Source organism: Streptomyces xinghaiensis S187, assembly GCF_000220705.2.
In the GTDB taxonomy this organism is placed as follows: domain Bacteria; phylum Actinomycetota; class Actinomycetes; order Streptomycetales; family Streptomycetaceae; genus Streptomyces; species Streptomyces xinghaiensis.
Map to the genome: position 1 here is coordinate 303,682 of NZ_CP023202.1, position 24,617 is coordinate 328,298.

General features: G+C 74.8%; 18 protein-coding genes. 8 read left to right on the forward strand and 10 right to left on the reverse strand.

The features are described 5' to 3' along the window. The first annotated feature begins 47 nt into the window (after positions 1–47). The gene (locus SXIN_RS01435) at positions 48–2,711 is read left to right on the forward strand and encodes a multicopper oxidase domain-containing protein (protein WP_202859779.1); all 2,664 of its coding nucleotides are present in this window, start codon (positions 48–50) and stop codon (positions 2,709–2,711) included. A gap of 188 nt (positions 2,712–2,899) precedes the next feature. Here SXIN_RS01435 and SXIN_RS01440 read toward each other — a convergent pair whose 3' ends face one another. Further along, positions 2,900–4,192, reverse strand: coding sequence for a TIGR04053 family radical SAM/SPASM domain-containing protein (locus SXIN_RS01440; protein ID WP_095756450.1), 1,293 nt, complete (start codon positions 4,190–4,192; stop codon positions 2,900–2,902). A 211-nt stretch (positions 4,193–4,403) separates the two neighbouring features. Between SXIN_RS01440 and SXIN_RS01445 the strand changes: the two genes are divergently transcribed. The 5 genes from SXIN_RS01445 (at position 4,404) to SXIN_RS01465 (ending at position 11,991) form a co-directional block, all read left to right on the forward strand. Continuing rightward, complete coding sequence (locus tag SXIN_RS01445; RefSeq protein WP_039820890.1) at positions 4,404–8,099, forward strand: nitrate reductase subunit alpha; 3,696 nt, start codon at positions 4,404–4,406, stop codon at positions 8,097–8,099. Between the two features lie 73 nt (positions 8,100–8,172). Beyond that, positions 8,173–9,726, forward strand: coding sequence for a nitrate reductase subunit beta (narH, locus tag SXIN_RS01450; protein ID WP_039820889.1), 1,554 nt, complete (start codon positions 8,173–8,175; stop codon positions 9,724–9,726). After that, positions 9,723–10,535, forward strand: coding sequence for a nitrate reductase molybdenum cofactor assembly chaperone (gene narJ, locus SXIN_RS01455; protein ID WP_420341032.1), 813 nt, complete (start codon positions 9,723–9,725; stop codon positions 10,533–10,535). The genes narH and narJ overlap by 4 nt, the downstream gene beginning before the upstream one ends. Then, a complete protein-coding gene (narI, locus tag SXIN_RS01460; protein ID WP_019706506.1) occupies positions 10,532–11,314 on the forward strand; it encodes a respiratory nitrate reductase subunit gamma in 783 nt (260 codons plus the stop codon). The genes narJ and narI overlap by 4 nt, the downstream gene beginning before the upstream one ends. Continuing rightward, positions 11,311–11,991: a vitamin K epoxide reductase family protein gene (locus tag SXIN_RS01465; RefSeq protein WP_238153634.1), complete on the forward strand. Its 681-nt coding sequence runs from the start codon at positions 11,311–11,313 to the stop codon at positions 11,989–11,991. Before narI ends, SXIN_RS01465 begins: the two co-directional genes overlap by 4 nt. A gap of 176 nt (positions 11,992–12,167) precedes the next feature. Here SXIN_RS01465 and SXIN_RS01470 read toward each other — a convergent pair whose 3' ends face one another. Together SXIN_RS01470 and SXIN_RS01475 are read right to left on the reverse strand one after the other, a co-directional pair. Beyond that, positions 12,168–13,367: a globin domain-containing protein gene (locus tag SXIN_RS01470; RefSeq protein ID WP_019708233.1), complete on the reverse strand. Its 1,200-nt coding sequence runs from the start codon at positions 13,365–13,367 to the stop codon at positions 12,168–12,170. 221 nt (positions 13,368–13,588) lie between these two features. Further along, entirely contained in the window at positions 13,589–14,065 is a 477-nt protein-coding gene (locus SXIN_RS01475) for a pyridoxamine 5'-phosphate oxidase family protein (RefSeq protein ID WP_019708232.1), read from the reverse strand. 446 nt (positions 14,066–14,511) lie between these two features. Here SXIN_RS01475 and SXIN_RS01480 point away from each other — a divergent pair, with 446 nt between their 5' ends. Then, positions 14,512–15,222 (forward strand): response regulator, encoded by a 711-nt coding sequence (locus SXIN_RS01480; RefSeq protein WP_019706264.1) that lies wholly within the window; start codon positions 14,512–14,514, stop codon positions 15,220–15,222. 329 nt (positions 15,223–15,551) lie between these two features. Here SXIN_RS01480 and SXIN_RS01485 read toward each other — a convergent pair whose 3' ends face one another. From SXIN_RS01485 to SXIN_RS01500, 4 genes are all read right to left on the reverse strand, one after another. After that, positions 15,552–16,409, reverse strand: coding sequence for a universal stress protein (locus SXIN_RS01485; RefSeq protein WP_238153635.1), 858 nt, complete (start codon positions 16,407–16,409; stop codon positions 15,552–15,554). Positions 16,410–16,645: 236 nt separating this feature from the next. Continuing rightward, the gene (locus tag SXIN_RS01490; protein WP_019708231.1) at positions 16,646–17,311 is read right to left on the reverse strand and encodes a CBS domain-containing protein; all 666 of its coding nucleotides are present in this window, start codon (positions 17,309–17,311) and stop codon (positions 16,646–16,648) included. A gap of 79 nt (positions 17,312–17,390) precedes the next feature. Beyond that, entirely contained in the window at positions 17,391–18,431 is a 1,041-nt protein-coding gene (locus SXIN_RS01495; protein WP_039820885.1) for a zinc-dependent alcohol dehydrogenase family protein, read from the reverse strand. 189 nt (positions 18,432–18,620) lie between these two features. Further along, a complete protein-coding gene (locus SXIN_RS01500; protein ID WP_019708229.1) occupies positions 18,621–19,556 on the reverse strand; it encodes a universal stress protein in 936 nt (311 codons plus the stop codon). 530 nt (positions 19,557–20,086) lie between these two features. Here SXIN_RS01500 and SXIN_RS01505 point away from each other — a divergent pair. Next, entirely contained in the window at positions 20,087–20,983 is an 897-nt protein-coding gene (locus tag SXIN_RS01505) for a universal stress protein (RefSeq protein WP_095756451.1), read from the forward strand. A gap of 112 nt (positions 20,984–21,095) precedes the next feature. Here SXIN_RS01505 and SXIN_RS01510 read toward each other — a convergent pair whose 3' ends face one another. From SXIN_RS01510 to SXIN_RS01520, 3 genes are read right to left on the reverse strand one after another with little or no spacing between them, the layout of a single operon-like run. Continuing rightward, positions 21,096–21,509 carry a DUF742 domain-containing protein gene (locus SXIN_RS01510; RefSeq protein ID WP_019708228.1) on the reverse strand — a complete coding sequence of 138 codons (414 nt, stop codon included), beginning with the start codon at positions 21,507–21,509 and terminating at the stop codon, positions 21,096–21,098. A gap of 11 nt (positions 21,510–21,520) precedes the next feature. Next, a complete protein-coding gene (locus SXIN_RS01515) occupies positions 21,521–21,961 on the reverse strand; it encodes a roadblock/LC7 domain-containing protein (RefSeq protein WP_039820884.1) in 441 nt (146 codons plus the stop codon). Further along, entirely contained in the window at positions 21,958–24,591 is a 2,634-nt protein-coding gene (locus SXIN_RS01520) for a sensor histidine kinase (RefSeq protein WP_095757869.1), read from the reverse strand. The genes SXIN_RS01515 and SXIN_RS01520 overlap by 4 nt, the downstream gene beginning before the upstream one ends. Positions 24,592–24,617: the final 26 nt, after the last annotated feature.

Sequence of the window (24,617 nt, forward strand, 5' to 3'; positions counted from 1 at the left end):
CCGCCGCCCCGGCGCGGCCCTCCGCCCGCGCCTCCTGGCATCTGGGCGTGAACGCCCTCGTGGCGGGCTGGCTCGGCCTGTTCGTCGTCGGGGTGTTCGTGCACCCGTTCGTGCCGGTGGCCCGCTGGCTGCTGGTGCATCTGCTGCTGCTCGGCGCGGTCAGCAACGCGATCGTCATCTGGTCCGGCCACTTCGCGGCGTCGGTGCTGCGGCTGCCCGAGGCCGACCGGGGCGCCCCGGCGGCGTGGCGGCTCGGGGTCCTCAACGCGGGAGCGGCCGCCGTGGTCGCCGGCATGGTGGCCGGGATGTGGCCGGTGGTCCTGGCGGGCGGCGGCGCGGTCGGGGGCGCCGTGCTGGCGCACGCGGTGTGGCTGGTGCGGCTGCTCAAGCGGGCGCTGCCCGCGCGGTTCTCCATGACGGTGCGCTACTACGTCGCCGCCTCGTCGATGCTGCCCGCGGGTGCCGTCCTGGGCGTTCTCATGGCGCGCGGCGGCCACCCGGACGAGATCGCGGCACGGATGCTGGTGGCCCACGAGTTCGTCAATCTGCTCGGCTGGGTCGGCCTGACCATCGCCGGAACGCTGATCACCCTCTGGCCGACCATGCTGCGCACCCGGGTGGCCGACGGGGCCGAGCGGGCCGCGCGGCGCGCCCTGCCCCTGCTGGTCGCCGGACTGGCCCTGGCGGCGGCCGCGGCGCTGGCCGGACCGCCGCCGGCCGCCGCGGCCGGGGTGCTGCTGTACGCGGCCGGGCTGGCATTCGCGGGCGCGCCCTGGGTGCGCGAGGCCCGGGGGAAGCCGCCGCGTGCCTTCGCCCCCTGGTCGGTGGCGCTCGGGTGCGTCTGGCTGGCCGGGTCGCTGGTCGCCCTGGCGGCCGTCCTGGTCACCGCTCCGTCGTGGGCCGCCGTCGCGGAGCGCACCCCCGCGCTGACCGCCCCGCTCGCCGCCGGGTGGATCGCGCAGGTGCTGCTGGGCGCGCTCAGCTTCCTCGTGCCGGTGGTCCTCGGCGGCGGGCCCGCCGCCGTACGCGCGGCCACCGCCGGTCTGGAGGGCGCCTGGGCGGCGCGGCTGACCGCGGGCAATGTGTCGCTGCTGCTGTGCGTGCTGCCGGTGCCCTCGACCGTCCGGGTCGTCTGTTCGATGGTGCTGCTGTGGGTGCTGGTGCACTTCCTCGTGCTGCTCGTCCGCACGGTGCTGCGGAGCCGGACGGCCCGCCGCTCCCCCGCTTCCGACGCGCCCGCGCCCGTTCCCGCGCCGCTCCCCGGACCCCCCGCCGGTCCGGACCGGCACCGGCTGCTCGGCGGGGTGGCGGCCGGGCTGGCCGTCGTGGTGCTGGCCGTGGCGGGCGGCGCGGCCCTGGACACCCGTTCGCTGCCGGTCCTCGCCACCTCCGCGGCGGCGACCGGGGACGGCGGCGAGGTCACGCCGACGGGTGAGACCACCACCGTCGAGGTGACGGTGAAGAACATGCGGTTCACCCCCGCGGCCGTGGACGTCCCCGCCGGGGACCGGCTGGTGGTGGAGTTCCGCAACACCGGCACCGACCAGCACGACCTGGTGCTGGAGTCCGGCAAGCGCACCGGGCGGCTGGCGCCCGGTGACCGGGAGACGCTCGACGCGGGCGTCATCGGCCGTGATCTGGAGGGCTGGTGCTCGGTGGTGGGGCACCGGCAGATGGGCATGGTCTTCGCCGTGAACGTCACGGGCGGCGGCACGGACGGCGACGGCACCGCCGCCGGCGGGAAGGACTCCGGGGAACCGGCGGACTCCGGCCACACCGGGCACACCGGGGACGGCGAGGACACGCCGGCGAGCGGTGCGGCGGAGGACTTCGACCCGATGGCGGAGCCCGCCGAGGGGTTCGAGGCCCGCGACGCCGTGCTCCCGCCCGCCGCCGGCGGAACGGAACCCCGCACCCACCGGCGCACCCTCACCGTGCAGGAGACGGAGCGCGAGGTGGCCCCGGGGGTCCGGCAGACGCTGTGGACATTCGGGGGCACCGCGCCCGGCCCCGTGCTGCGCGGACGGGTCGGGGACACCTTCGAGATCACACTCGTCAACGACGGTTCGATCGGGCACTCGATCGACTTCCACGCCGGGGCGCTGGCCCCGGACCGGCCGATGCGCACCATCCAGCCGGGCGAGTCGCTGACCTACCGGTTCACCGCCGAGCGCAGCGGGGTGTGGATGTACCACTGCTCGACGATGCCGATGTCCGCGCACATCGCCAACGGCATGTTCGGCGCGGTGGTCGTCGATCCGCCGGATCTGCCCGAGGTCGACCGCGAATACCTGCTCGTGCAGTCCGAGTCCTACTTCGGGGCGCAGGGCGGGACCGCCGACATGGGCAAGATCGAGGCGGAGAAGCCGGACGCGGTCGTCTTCAACGGCTACGCCAACCAGTACGCGCACGACCCGCTGACCGCGCGCGTCGGCGAGCGGGTGCGGGTCTGGGTGCTGGCGGCCGGGCCGAACCGGGACACCGCCTTCCACGTCGTCGGCGGCCAGTTCGACACCCTGTACGAGGAGGGAAGTTACCGCCTGCGGCCGGACGACCCGGGGAAGGGCGGCGCCCAGGTCCTCGGCCTCGCCCCTGCCTCGGGCGGCTTCGTCGAACTGGCCTTCCCCGAGGCCGGCACCTATCCGTTCGTCTCGCACCGGATGACCGACGCCGAGCGGGGCGCGAAGGGGGTGTTCGAGATCCGGCGCTGACCGGAGGGCCCGGGCACGGGCCGGAACGCGGGCCGGGGCGGTGCGGACACGCGGAGCTCCGTACCACCCCGGCCCGCCGCCTCGCGCGTGGTGCGCCGTGCGTGCCGCGTCATGCCGGCGGGGCGGTACGCGCCGTCTCCGCGCGCACCGCCCCGCCGCCCCCGTCCCGTCCCGCGGGCCGTTCCGTCTCAGCCGGCCGGGGGCAGGAACTCCGCCAAGTCCTCCTGGTACGGGAAGGAGCCCGGCCGGTAGCCGCACCACGGCTCCTCCGCGTACGGGTCGCCGGTGACCCCGTAGGCGCGCGAGCGCGAGCCGCCGCAGACCCGGCGGAACTCGCAGGCGCCGCAGCGGCCGCCCAGCCGGTCCGGGTCGCGCAGGCCGGTGAAGAGATCGGACTCCCGGTAGATCGTGGCCAGATCGCGCTCCCGCACGCTGCCCGCGCCCAGCGGGAGGAAGCCGCTGGGGTGCACGGTCCCCAGGTGCGAGACGAAGACGAAGCCGCGCCCGGCGTTGACGTCCAGCGGCGGGCGGCGGGCGTTGCGGACGGCGGTGTGCAGCCCCAGTTCCCGGGAGCGGTCCCGCAGCTTCTCGTACAGCGGGCCGAGTCCGAGCACGGCCACGTGGTCGGCCTCCCGGCGCTCCAGGACCCGGCGCTGGAGCACCACCCGCCGGAAGTGGTGCGCCTCCGTGGTCTTGGCGGGCACGGTCAGTCCCACGTCGTACACGAAGTTGAGGACGTCCTCGGCCTCCTCCGGGGTCAGGGCCTCCAGCAGCCGGCCGCGCCCGGTGGGCACCAGGAAGAAGGCGCTCCACAGCATCGCGCCGTGCTCCCGCACGAGGGCCACGACGTCGGGGAGGTCGAGCAGATTCCCGCGGTTGACGGTGGTGTTGACCTGGACCTTCATCCCGAGGCTCCGGGCGGTGTCCCAGGCGTCCAGGGTCCAGCGGAAGACGCCGGGCACGCCGCGGAAGCCGTCGTGCAGTTCGGCGGTGGAGCCGTCCAGGCTGAGCGAGAGGCCGGTGCAGCCCGCCTCGCGCAGGGCGGTCAGGTTCTCCGGCGTCAGGGTCGGGGTGCCGGACGGCGAGACGGCCATCGGCACGCCGAGCGAGGTGCCGTACGCGACGAGGTGCCGCAGGTCGGGCCGCTGGAAGGGATCGCCGCCGGTGATGACGAAGAGCGGCGCCGGGCGGCCGAACGCGGCCACCTGGCGCAGCAGCCCCTCGGCGGCCTCGGTGTCCAGCTCGCCGGGGTTGCGCCGGGTGACGGCCTCGGCCCGGCAGTGCAGGCAGGCCAGCGGGCAGGCCCGGGTGGATTCCCAGATCACGATGAACGGCCGCTCGGCGACGTTCTGGTGCTGTCTGCGGAGCGCGCGGGGGCCGTGCGACGGGGCGCGGCCGGGTGCGGGCGCGACGGCGGCACCCGGCCCGCCGGCCGGTGCGGCGCCGGGCACGCTGCCGCCGGCCGGTCCGTGATCGGTCATGGTTCGTCCCTCCTGGAAGGCATCCGGCCCAGCATGCTCACCGCCCGCCTCGCGCGGCAGCGGCCGTCCGGGGGCCGCCGGCCGGGACCTTGGTCCTCTCCGCGCGGTCCCATCAGGCCCGGCCGGGCCCGTGCCGGAGGACCTACCGGACGTTCCGGGGGGACCATCGGGCCCTGCTGGGGGCACTCGTCCGCGATCTAGTTTCTGGCGCATGGCGAACGAGAGAACCGCAGATCCCGGCGGAGATGCCCCCGGCCGCAACTGGCCCCTGTCCGCACGGCGACTGCTGACGCGCGGTGAGGTGTCCGCGGACGGGCGGGCGGTGTACGGCGAGAACGACCCCCGGTGGGAGGACTTCTACCGGGGCCGCTGGGCGCACGACAAGGTGGTCCGCTCCACCCACGGGGTCAACTGCACCGGCTCCTGCTCCTGGATGGTCTATGTCAAGGAGGGGCTGATCACCTGGGAGCACCAGGCCACCGACTACCCGTCGATCGGTGCCGACTGCCCCGAGTACGAGCCGCGGGGCTGCCCGCGCGGCGCCTCGTTCTCCTGGTACACCTACTCCCCGAGCCGGGTCCGCTACCCGTATGTGCGCGGGACGCTGCTGACGATGTGGCGGGAGGCCCGGAAGCGGCTGGGCGACCCGGTGGCCGCCTGGGCGGAGATCACCGGGGACCCGGCCAAGGCGCGGGCGTACAAGCGGGCGCGCGGCAAGGGCGGGCTCGTCCGCGCCGACTGGGACGAGGTGGCGGAGCTGATCGCCGCCGCCCATGTGCACACCGTCAAGACCTACGGTCCGGACCGCACCGCCGGCTTCTCCCCGATCCCCGCGATGTCCATGGCGTCCTTCGCCGCGGGCACCCGCTTCCTGTCGCTGATCGGCGGCACGCTGCTCTCCTTCTACGACTGGTACGCCGACCTGCCGATCGCGTCCCCGCAGTCCTTCGGCGACCAGACGGACGTCCCGGAGGCGGCCGACTGGTGGAACGCCGGCTATCTCGTGATGTGGGGCTCCAACATCCCGGTCACCCGCACGCCTGACGCGCACTTCCTCACCGAGGTCCGCTACCGGGGCACCAAGGTGGTGGCGGTCGCACCCGACTACGCCGACAACGTCAAGCACGCCGACGAGTGGCTCGCCCCGCACCCGGGCACCGACGGCGCCCTGGCCATGGCGATGGGGCATGTGGTCCTCAAGGAGTTCCTCGTCGACCGCGAGGTGCCGTACTTCCGGGACTATCTGCGCCGCTACACCGACGCCCCGTTCCTGATCACCCTGCGCGAGCACGGCGGCTCCCTGGTGCCGGACCGCTTCCTGACCGCCGCCGACCTGGGCGAGGGCGGGGAGCACCCCGAGTTCAAGACCGTGCTGCTGGACGAGACCACCGGCGAGCCCGTGGTCCCCGGCGGCTCGCTCGGCTTCCGCTGGGGCGAGCAGGGCAAGGGCAAGTGGAACCTGGAGCTGGGCGACACGGTGCCCGCGCTCACGCTGCAGGAGCGCGCCGAGGACCGGGTGGAGGTGACCCTCCCCCGCTTCGACGAGGGCGCGACCGAGGGCGGCTCCTCGATGGTCCGCGGGATCCCGGTGCGCCGGGTCGGCGGCCGGCTGGTGACGACCGTCTTCGACCTGATGCTCGCCCAGTACGGCGTGCACCGCGAGGGCCTGCCCGGCCGCTGGCCGACCGGCTACGAGGACGCCTCCGAGCCGTACACCCCCGCCTGGCAGGAGACGGTCACCTCGGTGCCGGCCGTGCAGGCCGCGCGCATCGCGCGGGAGTTCGCCCGCAACGCGGAGCGCACCGAGGGCCGCTCGATGATCGCCATGGGCGCGGGGACCAACCACTGGTTCCACTCCGACACCATCTACCGGGCGTTCCTGGCGCTCACCACGATGACCGGCTGCCAGGGCGTCAACGGCGGCGGCTGGGCGCACTACGTCGGCCAGGAGAAGGTGCGCCCCGTCACCGGGCTGCAGCACCTGGCGTTCGCCTTCGACTGGCAGCGGCCGACCCGGCACATGGCCGGCACCTCCTACTGGTACATGAACACCGACCAGTGGCGGTACGAGGCGTTCGGCCCCGAGGAGCTCTCCTCGCCGCTCGGTGAGGGCCGCTTCACCGGCCGCGCGTTCGCCGACTGCCTCGCCCAGGCGGTGCGGATGGGCTGGACCCCGGGCCACCCGGCGTTCGACCGCAACCCGCTCGACCTCGCCGACGAGGCGAAGGCCGCCGGCCGCGACGTCCCCGCCCACGTGGTGGACCAGCTGAAGTCCGGCGAGCTGAAGTTCGCCGCGGAGGACCCGGACGACCCGGCCAACTTCCCGCGCGTCCTGACCGTCTGGCGGGCCAACCTGCTGGGCTCCTCCGGCAAGGGCAACGAGTACTTCCTCCGCCATCTGCTGGGCGCGGACTCCGCGGTGCGCTCCGCGGAGACCCCGCCCGAGGGCCGCCCGAAGGAGGTGACGTGGCACGAGGAGGCCCCGGAGGGCAAGCTCGACCTGATGGTCTCGGTGGACTTCCGGCTGACCTCCACCGGCCTGTTCTCGGACGTCGTGCTGCCGGCGGCGACCTGGTACGAGAAGGACGACCTGTCCAGCACGGACATGCACCCCTTCGTCCACGCCTTCACCCCGGCCATCTCCCCGCCCTGGCAGGCCAAGACCGACTACGACACGTTCCTGGCCATCGCCGACCGGTTCAGCGAACTGGCGAAGGACCACCTGGGGACCCGCACCGACGTCCTGGCGGTGCCGCTCACCCACGACACCCCGGACGAGCTGGCACAGCCCGGCGGCATCGTGCGCGACTGGAAGACCGGTGCCTGCGAGCCGGTGCCGGGGCGCACCATGCCCAAGCTGGTGACGGTCGAACGGGACTACGGGGCGGTGGCCGACAAGATGCGCGCGGTCGGCCCGCTGCTGGACACCCTGGGCACGACCACCAAGGGCGTCACCGTCCATCCCAACCGCGAGATCGACGAGTTGCGGCGGCGCAACGGCGCGGTGCGCGGCGGCGCGGCCGACGGCCGGCCGTCGCTGGCCACGGCCTCCGACATGTGCGAGGCGATCCTCGCCCTCTCCGGCACCACCAACGGCCGCCTGGCCACCGAGGGCTTCCGGGCCCTGGAGGAGCGGACGGGGACGGAGCTGGCGCATCTCTCGGCGGAGCGGGAGGGCGAGCGGATCACCTTCGCCGACACCCGCACCCAGCCGCGCGCGGTGATGACCTCGTACGAGTGGTCGGGCAGCGAGACGGACGGGCGGCGCTACTCGCCGTTCACCATCAACGTCGAGCAGCGCAAGCCCTGGCACACCCTCACCGGCCGGCAGCACTTCTTCGTCGACCACGACTGGATGGCCGAACTGGGCGAGCAGCTCCCGGTGTTCCGCCCGCCGCTGGACGCCCGCCGCCACTACGGCGACGAGCACCTGGGCGAGGACGGCCGGGCGGAGGTCACGGTCCGCTATCTGACCCCGCACTCGAAGTGGTCGATCCACTCGGAGTACCAGGACAACGCGTACATGCTGGCGCTCTCCCGCGGCGGCCCGGTGATCTGGATGAGCTCCGCCGACGCCGAGCGCATAGGCGTCCGGGACAACGAGTGGGTGGAGGCGTACAACCGCAACGGCGTCGTCGCCGCCCGGGCCGTGGTCAGCCACCGGATGCCCGAGGGAACGGTGTACATGTACCACGCCCAGGACCGCACGGTGAACGTGCCGAGGACCGAGGTCAGCGGCAAGCGCGGCGGCACCCACAACGCGCTGACCCGGCTGCTGCTCAAGCCGTCCCATCTGATCGGCGGCTACGCCCAGTTCACCTACGCCTTCAACTACTACGGCCCGACCGGCAACCAGCGCGACGAGGTCACCGTGATCCGCCGCCGTGCCCAGCAGGTCGACTACTGATGGCCGGCGCACGGACCCCCGCCCCACGGATCGCGGACGCCCGGACCCCCGGCGCCCAGAGCGGAGCAGCACGATGAGAGTCATGGCACAGGTCGCCATGGTGATGAACCTCGACAAGTGCATTGGTTGCCACACCTGTTCGGTGACCTGCAAGCAGACCTGGTCCAACCGGCCCGGAGTCGAGTACGCCTGGTTCAACAACGTCGAGACGAAACCCGGCGTGGGCTACCCGCGCGGCTACGAGGACCAGGAGCACTGGAAGGGCGGCTGGATGCTGGACCGCCGCGGCCGGCTGGTGCTGCGGTCCGGCGGCCGGGTGAAGCGGCTGCTGTCGCTCTTCTCCAACCCCGACCTGCCGTCGATCGACGACTACTACGAGCCGGTCACCTACGAGTACGACACCCTGGTCGACGCCCCCGTGGGCACTCATGTGCCGGTGGCCCGCCCGCGCTCCGTGCTGACCGGCGAGCCCACCGCGATCACCTGGGGCCCCAACTGGGAGGACGGGCTCGGCGGCGCCGAGGAGACCGCCGGGGCCGACCCGAACCTCCGCGGCTCGCTCGCCGAGAAGGTGAAGTTCGAGTTCGAGCAGACCTTCATGTTCCACCTCCCCCGGCTGTGCGAGCACTGCCTCAACCCGGCCTGTGTCTCCGCCTGCCCGTCGGGCGCGATGTACAAGCGGGAGGAGGACGGCATCGTCCTGGTGGACCAGGACCGCTGCCGCGGCTGGCGGATGTGCGTCACGGCCTGCCCGTACAAGAAGGTCTACGTCAACCACGCCACCGGCAAGGCGGAGAAGTGCACCTTCTGCTTCCCGCGCATCGAGGCGGGCCAGCCGACCGTGTGCTCCGAGACCTGCGTGGGCCGGCTGCGCTACCTCGGCCTGGTGCTGTACGACGCCGACCGGGTCGGCGAGGCCGCGGCCGTCCAGGACGAGCACGACCTGCTGGACGCGCAGCGCAACGTCTTCCTCGACCCGTCCGACCCGGAGGTGATCGCGGCGGCCCGCCGCGACGGCATCGCCGAGGACTGGCTGGAGGCGGCCCGCCGCTCCCCCGTGTACGCGCTGATCTCCCGGTTCAAGGTGGCGCTGCCGCTCCACCCGGAGTACCGCACGCTGCCGATGGTCTGGTACGTGCCGCCGCTCTCCCCCGTGCTCGACGCGGTGGGCGAGGCGGGCGGCAACGCCGACGACCCCGACCACGTGTTCGCCGCCGTGACCCGGCTGCGGATCCCGCTGGAGTACCTGGCGAACCTGTTCAGCGCGGGTGACACCGACGTGGTCGCCGGGGTGCTGATGAAGCTGACCGCGCTCCGCAGCCACATGCGCGCCGTCAACCTCGGCGAGACCGGCGAGGAGGCCGCCCTGGCGGCGGTGGGGCTCGACTCCGTCGAGGCGGAGGACCTGCACCGGCTGCTGGCGATCGCCAAGTACGAGGACCGCTACGTCATCCCCGCCGCGCACAAGGAGGACGCCGCCGCGCTCAGCGCGATGGAGAACCGCTGCCCGGTGGAGAGCTCCGGCGACGAGCCGGCCGCGAGCGGCAAGGTGATGCTGGGCCTGCCCAGGATCCGGCGCCGGGACGCCGCCCCGGAGACCGGCGGACTGGCGGGAGGAGTGTCGTGAGCCCCCTGAACCCGCTGCAGGCGGTCCGCACCCGGATCCGCCCCGCCGCCCGGCGGCCCGCGGACCTCACCCCGGAGGAGCGGGAGACCCGCTGTCTGCTGCTCCGCCTCTGCTCGCTCCTGCTGCAGTACCCGGACGACGAGCTGGCCGCCGCCCGGGCCGTGCTCGACAGCTCCGTACGGGCGCTGCCGGACTCCCCGGCGGCCGCCGAGCTGGCGGAGTTCGCCGGCTGGTTCACGGCCACCGGCCCGGACGATCTGCGGCGCCACTACGTCGAGGTGTTCGACCTGCGGCGCAAGAGCAGCCTCTACCTCACCTACTACCTGCACGGCGACACCCGGCGGCGCGGCATGGCGCTGCTGACGCTCGCCCAGTGCTACCGCGCCACCGGCTGGGAGAGCGGCAGCGGTGAACTCCCCGACCACCTGCCGGTGGTCCTGGAGTACGCCGCCCTGACCGGCACGGCGGCCGGTGAGGCGCCGCTGCGGCGGCACCGGCGCGGCCTGGAGCTGATCCGCCGCTCCCTGGGCGCGGCGGACTCCCCGTACGAGCACGTCCTGGCCGCGGTGCTGTCGCTGCTGCCGCCGGCGACCGACGCGGATCTGCGGGCCGTGGCCGAACTGGCCGCGGCCGGGCCGCCCGCGGAGGACGTGGGCATGGACCCGTTCGACGGCGGCGTGTTCGCGCCGCCCGGCACCTTCGTGCCCCCGGCGCCGGAGCCGCCCACCCGGGTGCCCGTTCCCGGCCCGGACGCCGCTCCCTCCACCGACCCGACCACCGACCCGACCACCAGGGAGAACCTCCGATGACCGTTGCCGGCGGCCAACTCGCCGCTGCCACCACGGCAGGTGACCTCCTGCTCTGGGTGGCCCTCCCCTACGCCGCGCTCGCCGTCTGCCTGGTGGGCCACGTCTGGCGCTACCGCAGGGACCAGTTCGGCTGGACCAGCCGCACCACGCAGCTGCTGGAGCACCGCTGGCTGCGCTGGGGCGGCCCGCTGTTCCACCTGGGCGCCTTCGCCGTGATCGGCGGCCATGCCGTCGGTCTGCTGATCCCGGCCTCCTGGACCGAGGCGGTCGGGATCACCGAGCACATGTACCACGTGACGGCCGTGTGGCTGGGCACGGTCGCCGGGATCGCCATGGTGGCCGGGCTGGGGATGCTCAGCGCCCGCCGGCTGCTGTCCCACCGGATCCGCACCACCACCGACCGGTCCGACAAGGTGCTCTTCCCGGTGCTCGCCGCGACGGTGCTGCTGGGCATCGCGGCGACGGGCGCGCACAACGTCTTCGGCGGCGGCTACGACTACCGCACCACCATCTCGCCCTGGTTCCGCGGGCTGTTCACCCTGCAGCCGCTGCCGGAGGCGATGACCGGGGCGCCGCTGCTGTTCCAGCTGCACGCCCTGTCGGCCCTGCTGCTCTTCGCCGTCTGGCCGTTCACCCGGCTGGTGCACGTGTGGAGCGCGCCCGTCGCGTACCTGTCCCGGCCGTACCTGGTGTACCGGCACCGCGCCCCGGTGGCGCCGGCCGGCCGGCGCGGGACCCCGGCGGGGAACTCCCGGGAGCGGCAGGGGGCCCGGCGATGAGCTCCCGGCCCTCCCCCACCGCGGACTCCGCCCCGGACTCCGCCGCCGGCCGGCCCGCGCCGATGCCCGCCCCCGAGGGGGACGGCATCGGCGCGGGCCGTCTCACGGCCGTCGTCATCACCGTGGCGGGCCTCCTCGGGTGGCTCGCCTCGTTCGGCCTGGCCCGAGACTCCTGGGCGCTGCTGGAGGACCCGGACTACGCGCCGGCCTGCGACATCAGCCCTGTCATCGGCTGCGGGGACATCGCGCGGACCTGGCAGTCGGAGGCCTTCGGCGGCGTCCCCAACATGCTGTGGGGCCTGGGCGTCTTCGCCGTCGTGGGCGCGCTCGGCCTGGCCCTGCTGGCCGGGGCGCGGTTCCGCCGGTGGCTGTGGCTGCTCCTCCTCGGCGGCTCCCTGCTCGGGGTGGTCTTCGCGCACTGGCTGATCTACCAGTCGCTGTACGTCCTCGGTGAGCTGTGCCCGTACTGCATGCTGATCTGGGTGGTCACCATCGCCCTCTTCTGGACACTGCTGACGGACGGCCTGCGCAACGGGGTGCTGCCGGTGCCGGAGCACCGCCGGAAGGCGGCCGAGGCGGTGCTGGACGTGCGCTGGCTGCTGCTCTTCGGCTGGTACGCGGTGATCGCCGTGTTCATCCTGACCCGCTTCTGGTCGTACTGGACGAGCCTCGTCTGAGCCGCGTCGGCGGCCGTCCACGGGCGCTTCCCGTGGACGGCCGGCACCCGCGTGCCCGGGACCGGCGGCGCACACGGCCGCGCCCCGCCCCCCGCTGATCGCGTGATCGCGGGGGACGGGGCGCCGGTGTTCGCCGGTGCGCGTCCGGGGAGGGGAACGCCTCCCGGCGGAGCCGGTCAGGCGGTGGCGTCCGCCAGCCACAGGTCCGGGCCGAAGACCTCGTACTTGACGTCACGGGCGGGGACGCCCGCCCGCAGGAGGTCCGTCCGGGCGCCGCGCATGAACTCCAGCGGGCCGCACAGGTACGCCTGGGCGCCGGCCGGGATCTCCACCCCGGAGAGGTCCATCAGGCCGGTGCGGTCACCGGACTCCTCGGCGCCGTTCTCGTACCAGAAGAGGGCGCGGGTCGCGGGCAGCTTCGCGGCAAGCTCCAGGGTCTCGCCGCGCAGGGCGTGGTCGGCGGGCGAGCGGTCGGCGTGCAGGACGAGCACCTCCCGCTCGGGCGTCGTGGAGGCGACGTGCGCCAGCATGGCCGCCATGGGGGTCACGCCGACGCCCGCGGAGGCCAGGACCAGCGGCCGGCCGGAGTCCTCCAGGACGATGTCGCCGAACGGCGGGGAGAGCTCCAGCTCGTCGCCGACGCGGACGGTGGCATGGAGCAGGTTCGACATCTCGCCGTCGGGGGCGCCCTCGCCGTCGACCCGCTTCACGGTGATGCGCCGCTCGTCCTCGCCGGGGGCGGAGGAGAGGGTGTACTGCCGGAGCTGCCGCACCCCGTCGGGCATGACCTTGCTGACGCTCACGTACTGCCCGGCGCGCGCCTCGGGAGCGGGGCCCCCGTCGGCCGGGCGGAGCACGAAGGACACCGTGTCGGCGGTCTCCTCGCGGCGGTCGGTGACCCGCCACGCCCGCCAGTTCTGCCCGGGCCGGACGCCCGCGGCCTGGTAGAGCCGCGCCTCCTGGGCGATGAGGGCGCCGGCCATCAGCCAGTAGACCTCGTCCCAGGCGGCGGCCACCTCGGGCGTCACGGCGTCCCCGAGGACGTGGGCGATCGCGCCGAAGAGGTACTTGTGGACGATCACGTACTGGTCGTCGGTGATGCCGACGGAGACGTGCTTGTGGGCGATCCGGTCCAGCAGGGCGTCCGGCCGGCTGTCCGGGTTCTCCAGGAGCCAGGTCGCGAAGGACGCGATGGAACCGGCCAGCGCCTGCCGCTGGGCACCACTGGCCTGGTTGCCCCGGTTGAACAGCCCGTCGAGGAGGTCGGGGCGCTCGGAGAACATCGTGCCGTAGAAGCGGGTGGTGATCTGTTCCAGCGCCCCGCCGACGGCGGGCAGGGTGGCGCGGACGAGCTCGGCGGACTCGGCGGACAGCACGGCGGCTCCCAGGGGGTGAGGGGAAGGGATTTCCGGCCTCCCGTTCGGGTGGCTCATCCGTGTATAGCAGCCGAAATACGAGGTCAGAGGGGTGATGGGACCTCTGCGGGGCATCTCGGGACGGAGGGCCCGCACACCCGGGCCCAAGGTCCCGGGCGCCCCCGGGCACACCAGGGCCGGACGGCACCCCGGGGGGTCGCCGTCCGGCCCTCGCACACCGGTTACGGGATGGTCCAGAGCCCGGCCGCGGACGTCGCGTCGCGGGGCTCGGGCGGGGCGATCAGGTCGGCGTGGCTGCCGAGAGCGCGCCCGGTGACCAGTTCGGGTTCGATGAGGATGTAGACGCCGTCCGCGACCGGTCCCCAGGAGTCGGGGCCAACCACCTCCAGCCTCCGGTGCTCCGCGGGATCCGTCACGACATGGGCGATCCCGGTGACGATCACGCTCCAGCCGCTCGACGTGGCCGCGTCGATCTGGTCGGCCTCGAACGCGACCACGGCGCCGTTCACCGATCCCGCCAGCCGGGAGCCGGTCGAGGTGCGGATGATCACCGAGTAGTCGCTGTCGAGGGAGAAGTTGACCGGCAGCACGGCGGGCAGCGCCTCGCTGGTGTAGACGATCCGTCCGATCGGGACGGTGGCCAGCCGCCGCAGACACTCCTGCCGGTCGAGTTGGTGAAAGCCGTTGTCTGGGTGCATCTGTCCATCCTTGGTACGGCGCAGCGGTCCGCGCCGGGGCAGCTGTGCCCCACGGGTGCCGGCGGGGCGTGGTTCCGGGGCGGGCGCCGGGCCCCGGCCGCCCGGCCGGGGACGATGCCCGCCCCAGCGGCCCAGGATCCACCGGCCGGGCGGCGGACGGCAGGGGCCACAGGTCCCGATCCCCCGCCGGCTGGTCCCGGCCTTTCCGGCGGAAGGGATGGATCGGACCGGCCTCCGCACCCTTCCCTCCGTCCTCCACCGGGTATCCGCCGGAAGAGGGCGCCACACACCGGATACGGCGATCCCCTCGCACCGGATACGGTGGGGGGTGCGCGGCGCGGGCCCGTGACCGGGCCCGGCCCCGCGTATCCGGGCGGGCCGCACGCCGCCGCAGGTACGCAAGGCGCCACCCAACCCAGCGGGCGGCGCGGACAGAGGAGCGATGGATGGCGGAAAACGACCTGGCCACCGGAGACAGTCCGGTCAAGGTCTTCCTGCTCGACGACCACGAGGTCGTCCGGCGGGGGGTGCACGACCTGCTGGACGCCGAGCCGGACCTCACGGTGATCGGTGAGGCGGGCACCGTCGAGCAGGCACTCGTCCGGGTCCCCGCGCTGCGCCCCGATGTGGCGGTGCTGGACGTCCGGCTGCCCGACGGCAACGGCGTCAGCCTGTGCCGGGAGCTGCGTTCGCGGATGCCCGATCTGGCCTGCCTGATGCTCACCTCCTTCGACGACGAGGAGGCGCTGCTCGACGCGATCATGGCCGGGGCCGCCGGCTACGTGCTCAAGCAGATCTCGGGAACGGACCTGGTCGCGGCCGTGCGCACGGTCGCCTCCGGCCAGTCCATGCTGGACGCCAGCGCCACCACGCGGCTGATGGCCCGCCTCCGCTCCGACGAGGAGAAGGAGCCGGAGCCGGACGCCCTGCCGGGGCTGACCGCCCGCGAGCGGGAGATCCTGACCTTGATCGGTGAGGGCCTCACCAACCGCCAGATCGGCCAGCGGCTCTACCTGGCGGAGAAGACGGTGAAGAACCACATCTCGCGGCTGCTGGCCAAGCTGGGCGTGGAGCGGCGCGTGCAGGCCGCGATCATCGCCACCCAGGCGGAGGCCCGGGAGCCGCACCCGCCGGTGCGCGGCCGCACCCACGGCTGACCCGGGAACGCGGGACACCGGGGGCGGGGCGGGCCGGACGGGCCCGCCCCGCCCCTTCGTCCACCCGGGCGCCGTCCGTCACAGGCGCCGTCCCGTCGCCCGCGCGGAGCCGCGGGACCCCGGGCCCGGCGGAGGACCCCGGGCGGCCCTACCCGGCCGGACCCGCCGCACCGAGGCTGGAGAAACGCCGCCGACCGCCGACGTTCCGGAGGACGCCATGCGCGACACCGCTCCCCAGCCCCTGTCCGACGACGACTTACAGGCGCTGGACTCCCATGGGCCTGCCGCGAACCGGACCGGTCGGGCGAACGGGCCGGCGGCCGCCGGTGTCAGGCCTCCGGCACCAGGGCGACCGGGCAGCGTGCGTGGTGGGCCACCGCGTGCGGGACACCGCCCAGGGCCGTCCCCGGCCCGCCGCCGCGTCCGGCGACCACCAGCCCGGCCCCCGCCGAGGTCTTCACCAGGGCCTCGGCCGGGGAGAACAGCCGTACGTCCGGGAGGACCGCCACCGTGGGGTACTCCTCCCGCCAGCCGTGCAGCGCGTCGTCGAGCAGCTGCACCTCCTGGTCCTCCCAGGCGCCGCGTTCCTCCTCCAGCACCTCGTACGGGGCCCACGGCGCCGCGTACGGCGCGGGCAGGCTCCAGGCGTGCACGGCGCGCAGCCGGGCGCCGCGCCGGCGTGCCGTCTCGAAGGCGAAGCGCAGGGCGGCGCGGGCGGGGCGGCGGGCGTCGATACCGAGGACGACCTCGGGCTCCTTCTCCTCCCCGGTCCGGGCCGCGGGGACGAGCACCACCGGGCAGGGTGCCCGGCCGGCCAGCTCCAGGGCCACCGATCCGAGGGCCAGCCCCTCGAAGCCGCCCAGTCCGCGGGTCCCCAGCACCAGCAGCCCGGCGGAACCGCAGGCGGCGGCCAGCGCGGCGGCGGGGACGCCGGTGGCCTGCTCGCCCACGACGTCCAGGTCCGGGCGGCGCCGGGTGATCTCCGTGACCGCTCCCCGCACCATGCGTTCCGCGCCCAGCCGCCAGGTCTCGGCCCCCCGCGCCGGCCGTTCCGCCGGTTCCGGGGGCGCCACATGGACGAGGCGGAGCGCGGTCCCCCGCGCCTCCGCCTCCGCCGCGGCCCACTCGGCCGCCGCCAGGCCCGGCCGGGAACCGTCGATTCCGGCCACCACATGACGGTCCATCATGTCCTGCCCCTCCCTCGCGCGCGTCTGTCCCTTCCGGCAACCCTGCCACCCCCGCCCCGGCCGCCCCAGGGGGCCGCGGCGCGGCCGGCGGCATTCCGGCCACGGGAACGGCGCGGCGGGCCGGGGCCGAACGGGGTCGCCGGGTGCGACGCGGCCGGGGCGCCGTGCGGCGCCCCGGCCGTCCCGCCCCGTCCTCGCGTCCCGCTCCCCGCCCGGCCCCGTCGCGCCGCGGAGGTTCAGCCCTCCGGACCGGTGACCGTCCGGTTGAGCTCGCACTCGACCCCGACGACGCCCTCCACCGCGCGGGCGAGCCGCGCGGCCACCGGCACCAGCGAGGTGTCCCGGATCCTCCCGCTGAGGGTGACCACGCCGTCCTTCACCAAGACCCGCACCGGGGCGGCGGGGTCCGGGAAGAGGTAGGAGGTGACGGTGCGCCGCACCTCCTCGGCGATCTCCTCGTCCTTCCGCAGGAAGACCTTCAGCAGGTCGGCCCGGCTCACCAGGCCCTGCAGCCGCCCGTCGGCGTCCACCACGGGCAGCCGCTTGACGTGCTCGACGGCCATGAGGCGCGCGGCCTCGGAGAGCGTCGCGTCGGCCCGTACGGTGACCGGCGGCGCGCTCATCAGCTCCTCGGCCGTGGTCGCGCCGGCCTTGGCGAGGTCGGGCAGGCGCAGCATCTGCTCCCGGCGGCTGGGGTCGCTGTCCCGGAACTCCTCCTTGGGCAGCAGGTCCGCCTCCGAGACCACCCCGACGACCCGCGACTCGCCCGCGAGCACCGGCATGGCGCTGACCTTCCACTCCGTCAGCATCCGGACGATCTCCTTGAAGGAGGCGCCGCGGCCGATGGCGACGACCGTCTGTGTCATCACATCGCTCACGATGTGCGGGGTCTCGGCGGGCATGGTCCTCTCCTCTGCGGGAAGCGCGTGCGGGTGGTGGCCGGGCGGGCCGCCCCGGCGGGCCGGGGCGGCCGGGGCGCCGTCAGCTCCGGTTGATGACGACCTTCAGGGCTCCGGTCTCCGCCGCGCGGGAGAAGACGTCGTACGCCTCCTCCATGGCGTCGAGCGCGAAGGTGTGGGTGGTCAGCTCGGCGGCGGGCAGCCGTCCGGCGGCCAGCATCCGGAGCAGGGCCGGGGTGGACGAGGTGTCGACCAGGCCCGTGGTGATGGTCAGATTCTTGATCCACAGGTCTTCCAGGTGCAGGGCGGCCGGCTTGCCGTGCACCCCGATGTTGGCGACGTGCCCGCCGGGGCGGACGATCCGGGTGCAGAGCTCGAAGCTCTCCGGCACGCCGACGGCCTCCATGACCACGTCCGCGCCCAGTCCGCCGGTGATCCCGCGGACAAAGCCCTCGACGTCCTCCTCGGCCCGGACGACGTCGTCGGCGCCGAGCCGCTTGGCCGCGTCCAGCCGGGACTGCGCGAGGTCGACGGCGACGATCCGGCCGGGCGAGTACAGCCGCGCCGTGGCGACGGCCGCCAGGCCGATCGGTCCGGCGCCGACGATCACCACGGTGTCGCCGGGGGTCACCCGCCCGTTGAGCACGCCGACCTCGTAGGCGGTGGGCAGGATGTCGGAGAGCAGGATCGCCTGCTCGGACGGCACCTCGTCCGGCAGCTTGTGCAGGGACAGGTCCGCGAACGGCACCCGCACGTACTCGGCCTGGGTCCCGTCGACCAGGTGGCCGAGGATCCAGCCGCCGCCGCTCAGGCACTGCCCGTAGGCGCCCTCGCGGCAGTAGCGGCAGCGGCCGCAGCCGGAGATGCAGGACACCAGGACCCGGTCGCCCACCTGGAACGCGCCGACCGCGTCCCCGGCCTCGGTGATCACGCCGACGGCCTCGTGGCCGAGGACCGTGCCCGGCCGGACCTCCGGGACGTCGCCCTTCAGGATGTGCAGGTCGGTTCCGCAGATGGTGGTGGTGTCGACACGCACGATCGCGTCGGTGGGCTGCTGGATGGCGGGGTCGGGGACGGTGTCCCAGGAGGACTGCCCGGGGCCGTGGAAGACGAGTGCTCGCATGATGTTTCCTCCGTCGTCGTGAGTCCAGCATCCGGTGGTCGCGAGGGCGCCGCCCAGTGCCGAGCGGTGCATGCCCGGGACCGATGGTCCCGGGCCGCGCGCCCGCCCCCACCGGCCCGGAGCGGCCCGTCCGGTGACGGTGCGTCAGCCGCTCGCACCGGGAAGGGCCGGAACACCGGACCGCGTTCCTCAGTCGTGCGGGACGACGGCGACGGGGGCCGCGGAGTGGTGCAGCACCGCGTGCGTTACGGACCCGATGTGGGTGCCCAGCGGGGAGCGCCGTATGCGCCGGCCCACGACGACCAGCGAGGCCTCGGCCGACGCTTCCGCCAGATGGTGGGCGGCGGCGCCGACACCCGTCTGCTCGGTGACCTCGACCCGCGGGAAATCGGCCCGCCAGCGGGCCAGGGCCGCGGCCAGCGCCCGCTCCTCGTACCGGGAGAAGTCCGCCGCGCTGGGCACGATGTCCGCCGTGGTCGGCGGGTAGGCGCCGGCGGACGGCCGGCTTCCCCAGGTCTCGGCGGGCGGCAGCCGGTAGCTGTGCACCACGCGGAGCCGGGCGGAGCGCCGGCCGGCGGCCTCGAAGGCGAAACGGATCACCTCGGCACTGGGCTGGGTGAGGTCCAGGCCGAGGACCACGTCCCGGTACGGGGACGCGGCCGGGGACTGCCCGCCCCCGCCGGCGCGGTCGCTCTCCCCCGCGGCCGCCCCGGCCCGTACGAGCACGGTGGGCCGGGTCGCGTGCGCCACGGTCGCCAGGGCGACGGAGCCGACCAGGAAGCCGGCGACACCGCCGAGTCCCCGCGAGCCCAGGACCAGCAGCTCCCCCGTGCGCGCGATGCCCTGCAGCACCTCGGCGGGCCGCCCGGTGACCTCGTCGGCGGTGATCTCCAGCTCGGGGTGGCGCTCCCGGAGCCCGGCGACCGCCTCCTCCGGGATGCCGCCCGCCCACTCGTGCTGGGTCTCGACACCGACGAACGGCGCCTGGACGAGGTGGGGCTCCTTCTCCCGGGCGTGGACCAGCCGCAGCGGCACACCGCGGAGCAGCGCCTCGCGGGCCGCCCACTCGGCGGCCGCGGCGCTCTCGGGGGAGCCGTCGAGACCCGCGGTGACGGTGCCGTTCATTGGGTGAACCTCCGGAAGGTGAGCGGTGCGGCGCCCGCGGAGCCGGCGCGGCCGGCCGCGGCACGCCCGGCCGTCCGGGCCGCCCACCGGCCCGGACGGCTGAGCGGCGTGCCGGGGGCAGCCGTGTCCGTTCCCGCGAGTCCCCCGATCCGGCCGGTGTAACCGGCCCCGGCCGGGGATCACACCTCCGGCCGGTCGCCGCCCCGGGAGCCGGCGGAGACGGCGGAGACGGCGGACCGGGAGAGCCGGAACGCGGGCGCGGCGGGAGGCACCGCGCGGGGGGAGCCGGGGCACCCCTCGGGGTACGCTCCCCCGGACGGCGGGCTTCCGCTGTTTCGGCGGGGCGGCGGGCGGTTACCGGGACACACCGGCCGCCGGCCGGGGCCGACCGGGCCCTCCGGCAGTACAGCGGGACCAGAGTCCCTGTTCAGACCCCTCCCGCCGGCCGGAAACTGATCACACGGAGCCGGGACCGCCCGGATCCGTCGGCGCACGCGGCGCCGTCCACGCGATTTTCTGGAGGAGTCGGCATGAACCACCCTGTCACGGTCGGACTCGACGGTTCGCCCGAGAGCCTCGCCGCCGCCGAATGGGCCGCCGGGGAAGCCCTCCGCCGGAAGCTGCCGCTGCGGCTGGTTCACATCCGCCCGCCGGCGCCGCCGACCCCGCCGGGCGGTGTGGACATCCACCACTGGGAGGAGAAGCTCCTCCGGGAGAACCGCGAGGCCCTGGAGCAGCGCCACCCCGGCCTGTCGGTGACGACCGGCCACATCACCGACCAGGACCCGGTGCACGCCCTGCTGGACGCCTGCGACGAGGCGGACCTGCTGGTCCTCGGGTCCCGCGGGCTGAGCGGCATGGCCGGTTTCCTCCTCGGTTCCGTCGCCATGGCCACGGTCGCGCGCGCCGCGAAGCCCGTGGTGCTGGTGCGGGCGGCCACCGCCGGCGCCGGTGCCCCGGGTGCGGCCACGCCGGCGCCCGAGGGCCGCGAGGTGGTGCTGGGCTGGGACGTCCGGCATCCGAACGACGCACTCGTGGAGTTCGCGTTCGACGCCGCCGAGCGGCGCGGTGTCCCGCTGCGCGTGGTGAGCGCCTGGGCCCCGGCCCCCGCCCTCCGCTACGAGCCGACGGCGGCGGCCGGGGGAAACCTGGAGCCCAGCACCGAGGAGCTGACCCGGGAGCGGGCCGAGACGCTGGAGGGTCTGCTGCGGCCGTGGCGGGAGGCGCACCCCGGCGTCGAGGTGATCCCGGGCGTGCCGCTCGGAAGCGCCGGACGGGAGCTGATCGAGGCCGCCGAGGACGCGGGTCTGGTGGTCGTCGGCCGGCGGCGCACGTCCGGCCTGCACATCGGGCCGCGGCTCGGTTCGGTGGCGCACGCGGTGCTGCACCATGTGTCCGCGCCGGTCGCCGTGGTGCCGCACGACTGACGCCGGACCGGCCGGCCCCGGATCACCGGGCCCGCCGCCGTCCCCCCGTTCGGTGCGGGGAGCCGGCGGCGGGCCCTGCCGTGTCCGCCGGCCCGCCCCGGGGCCGGGGCGGTCAGAGGGCCCGGAGCCCGGCGATCACGTCGCGCAGGATGCTCTCGTCCGGCAGTTCCGCCGGGGGCACCGGGCGGGAGACCCGGACCAGGTCCCCGTCGATGAGATCACCGATGAGCACCCGTACGACCCCCACCGGCAGATCGAGGTCGGCCGAGAGCTCGGCCACGGACTGCGGGACGTCCCGGCACCGCTCGACGATGTCGATGTGCTCCGGGGAGAGCGTGTGGTCCACGGCCGAGTGGCCCGCGTAGAGATCGGTCGTCCCCCGGTCCTGGGCGACGACCACGGCGATCAGGTCGAGCTTGTCCTCCGCCGCGCTGCGGGTGCGTCCGCGCGTCATCGCGTACGGCCGCACGACCGGTCCGGCCTCGTCGTCGAACCAGTGCCCTTCCCCCTGGCCGTCTTCGCTCATGCCACCCCCCGTCACCCTCCGCCGGCCAGGTCTTCGCGCGGGGCGGTACCGAGGTGCGCGCCCACCCGCTTGACCAGCAGAGTCATCTCGTATGCGATCTGGCCCACGTCGGAGTCCGCGTCCGCCAGCACGGCCAGGCAGCTGCCGTCGCCCGCGGCGGTGACGAAGAGGAACGCCTCGTCCAGCTCGACGACGGTCTGCCGGACCCGGCCCGCCTCGAAGTGCCGGCCCACGCCCCTGGCCAGGCTGTGGAACCCGGACGCGACGGCCGCCAGGTGTTCGCCGTCCTCGCGGCTGAGGTCCTGGGAGGTACCGGTCGGCAGTCCGTCACGGGACAGCACCAGGGCCTTCCGGATGCTGCCGACGCGCTCCACCAGCTCGTCGAGGAGCCAGCTCAGCTCGCCCGCCCCGCCCCGTGCGGCGTTGCGTCCCATGGCCTGCGGTGAGGTCATCGACCGTTCCCCTCATGTGTCGTTCCTGGTGCTGTGTCCCCGGTGGTTCCGGCGTCGTCACCGTCGTGCGCCCGGCCGCGCTGCCAGCCGCGCTGGAGCGAGGCCATACGGGCCCGCACCTCCTCGGCGTCGCGGTCGGGCTCCGGGTCCGCTGTCTCCGGCGGCGGCTCGGACCGTGGTCCGTGCTCCGCCTTGAGCTGGGGGGCGAGGCTCGCCTGGCGCACGCGCTTGGGCAGTCCGCCCGGGCCGCCGGGCCCGGCGCCGGGCCCGGTCTCTCCGTCGGGGGGCGGGGTGCGGCGGGCGGCGTCGACGGGCCGGCCGTGGTCGGAGACCAGGACCGGGGTCCCGCGGCGGGGCCGCGGCGCGGAACGGGTGGTCTCCGGTCCCGCGGTGTCGCCGTCGCGTGCCTGCTGGTGCTGCTCCGCGGCCGGTACGGCGGGCGGCCCGGGGCGGTCCCGCCGCGCGGAGCGGTCGGGGCGTTCGGTGCTCTCCTCCCGGCCGCCGTGCCAGCCGGTGCGCCGGCGGGCCCGGAAGAGCAGCCCCTCGTGGTCGACCTCGTCCCCGGGTGCGTCCGGCGCCTCCAGTTCGACGGGGCCGTCGAGGGCCGGCATACCGCGCCGCGAAGGGCCGCCCAGCGGGACGGGCACCTGGGCGAGGGCGGCGAGCTTGCCGCCCGGGGCCGCCGTCTCGGTGGTGTCCTCGGAGCGGCCCCGGCCGCCCTCCGGCGCCTTCTCGGTGAGGAGGGCGGCGGGGATGAACACCACCGCGGTGGTGCCGCCGTACGGGGAGGTCTGGAGGGAGACCCGGACCCCCTGCCGCTGCGCGAGCCGGCTGACGACGAAGAGGCCGAGCCGGTCGGTGTCGGAGAGTTCGAACTCGGGGGTCTCGGCCAGCCGGAGGTTGGCGTCGAGCAGCGTCTCCGGTGTCATGCCCAGACCGCGGTCGTGGATCTCCAGGGTGAAACCGTTGGCGACCCGCTCGCCGTGCACCTGCACGGCCGTGTGCGGGGGCGAGAACACCGTGGCGTTCTCCAGCAGTTCGGCGATCAGGTGCGTGAGGTCGGCGACGGCCGGCCCGGCGACCGCCAGCCGCGGCAGCCGGCGCACCTCGACGCGCTCGTAGTCCTCGACCTCGGCGACGGCGGCCCGGACCACGTCCATGAGCTGGATGGGCTTGCGCCACTGGCGGGCGGAGGCCGCGCCGGAGAGGATGACCAGGCCCTCCGCGTGGCGGCGCATGCGGGTGGTGAGGTGGTCGAGCTTGAACAGGTCGGCGAGCTCGTCGGCGTCCTGGGTCCGGCGCTCCATGGTGTCGAGCAGGCTGAGCTGCCGGTGGAGCAGCACCTGGCTGCGGCGGGCGAGGTTGACGAAGACCTCGGAGACGCCGCGGCGCATGTCGGACTGTTTGACGGCCGCCTCGACGGCGGCCCGCTGCAGGGTGTTGAGGGCCTGGCCGACCTGCCCGATCTCGTCCTGGCCGTACTCCAGCCGGGGCGCCTCGGCCTCGACGTCGACCTGTTCCCCGGCGGCGAGCCGGCGCATGACGGCCGGCAGCCGGACCCCGGACATCTCGTGGGCGTCCCTGCGCAGCCGGCTGAGGTCGCGGGCGAGGCTGCGGCCGATGCGGAACGAGACCGCGATGGAGGCGATCACCAGCAGGAAGCCGAGCACGGCCACCGCCGCCGCCTGCAGCAGAACGCGGGTGACGTGCGGCTCGACGCGCTCCTGGTAGCGGCCGATGGCCTCGATGCCCATCCGGTCGAGGTCGGACAGCGCGGTCTCGGCGGCGGACTGCCACCGCTCGGCGTTGATGTCCTCCAGCCCCTCCGGGCCCTCGGAGATCAGCTTCTCCTCGGTGGTGCGCAGTTCGGAGGTCTCGGAGCCGGTCCAGAACCTCTCGTAGCGCTCCCGCTCGGCGGCGGGGAGCTGTTCCAGGTTGAGGCTGTAGAGGAGCCTCCGGTCGGCCACGCGGTCGGCGAACATCCGCAGCTCGCCCTCGGACAGGGTGCCCGCGGTGAGCGCGGCGGCGAGCAGCGAGTCCTCGCGGGCCAGGGCCTCGCGGGCGCGGATGGTGCCGATGTGGGCGCGCCCCTCCTGGTCGAGCTCCAGCTCGTCGAGGGCGTAGGCGTGCAGGGCGAGCAGCAGTTCGTGGCAGGGGTCGACGAGTTCGTTGTACGTGGCGAAGGCGTCGGCGGGGGCGAGGGTGCCCTCCTGCGCCTTGCGCCGGACGCTGTCGAGGCCCTCCAGCTCGTCCTCCAGGTCGTGCAGACGGTCCCGGGCCCCGCCATCGCCGTCGATCTTCTCGTGGACGCCCTCGGCGGCCAGGGCGGTCCGGAAGGCGGCCAGCGCCTCGTCGGTGGCGCTCTCCCTGCTGTGCAGCTCGGCCAGGGTGTCGGCGCTGCGCGGATCGGCGAGGTAGACCATGGTCTGGCGGCGTTCCCGCTGCAGGGTCTGCGCGAGCTGCTCGGCGGGTATGCCGACGTTGTCGATGAGCGGGCTGATGTCGAGCAGCCGCTTGGCCTGGCCGCCGGTGAGCGCCGTGGCCAGGGCCCATGCGGACACGAGCGACACCAGCGGCACCAGCAGCAGCGCCACGATCTTCCTGCGGATCGACTTCCCGCGAAAGCGCATGGCCTCCCCCACTGTCAACCCCGGCT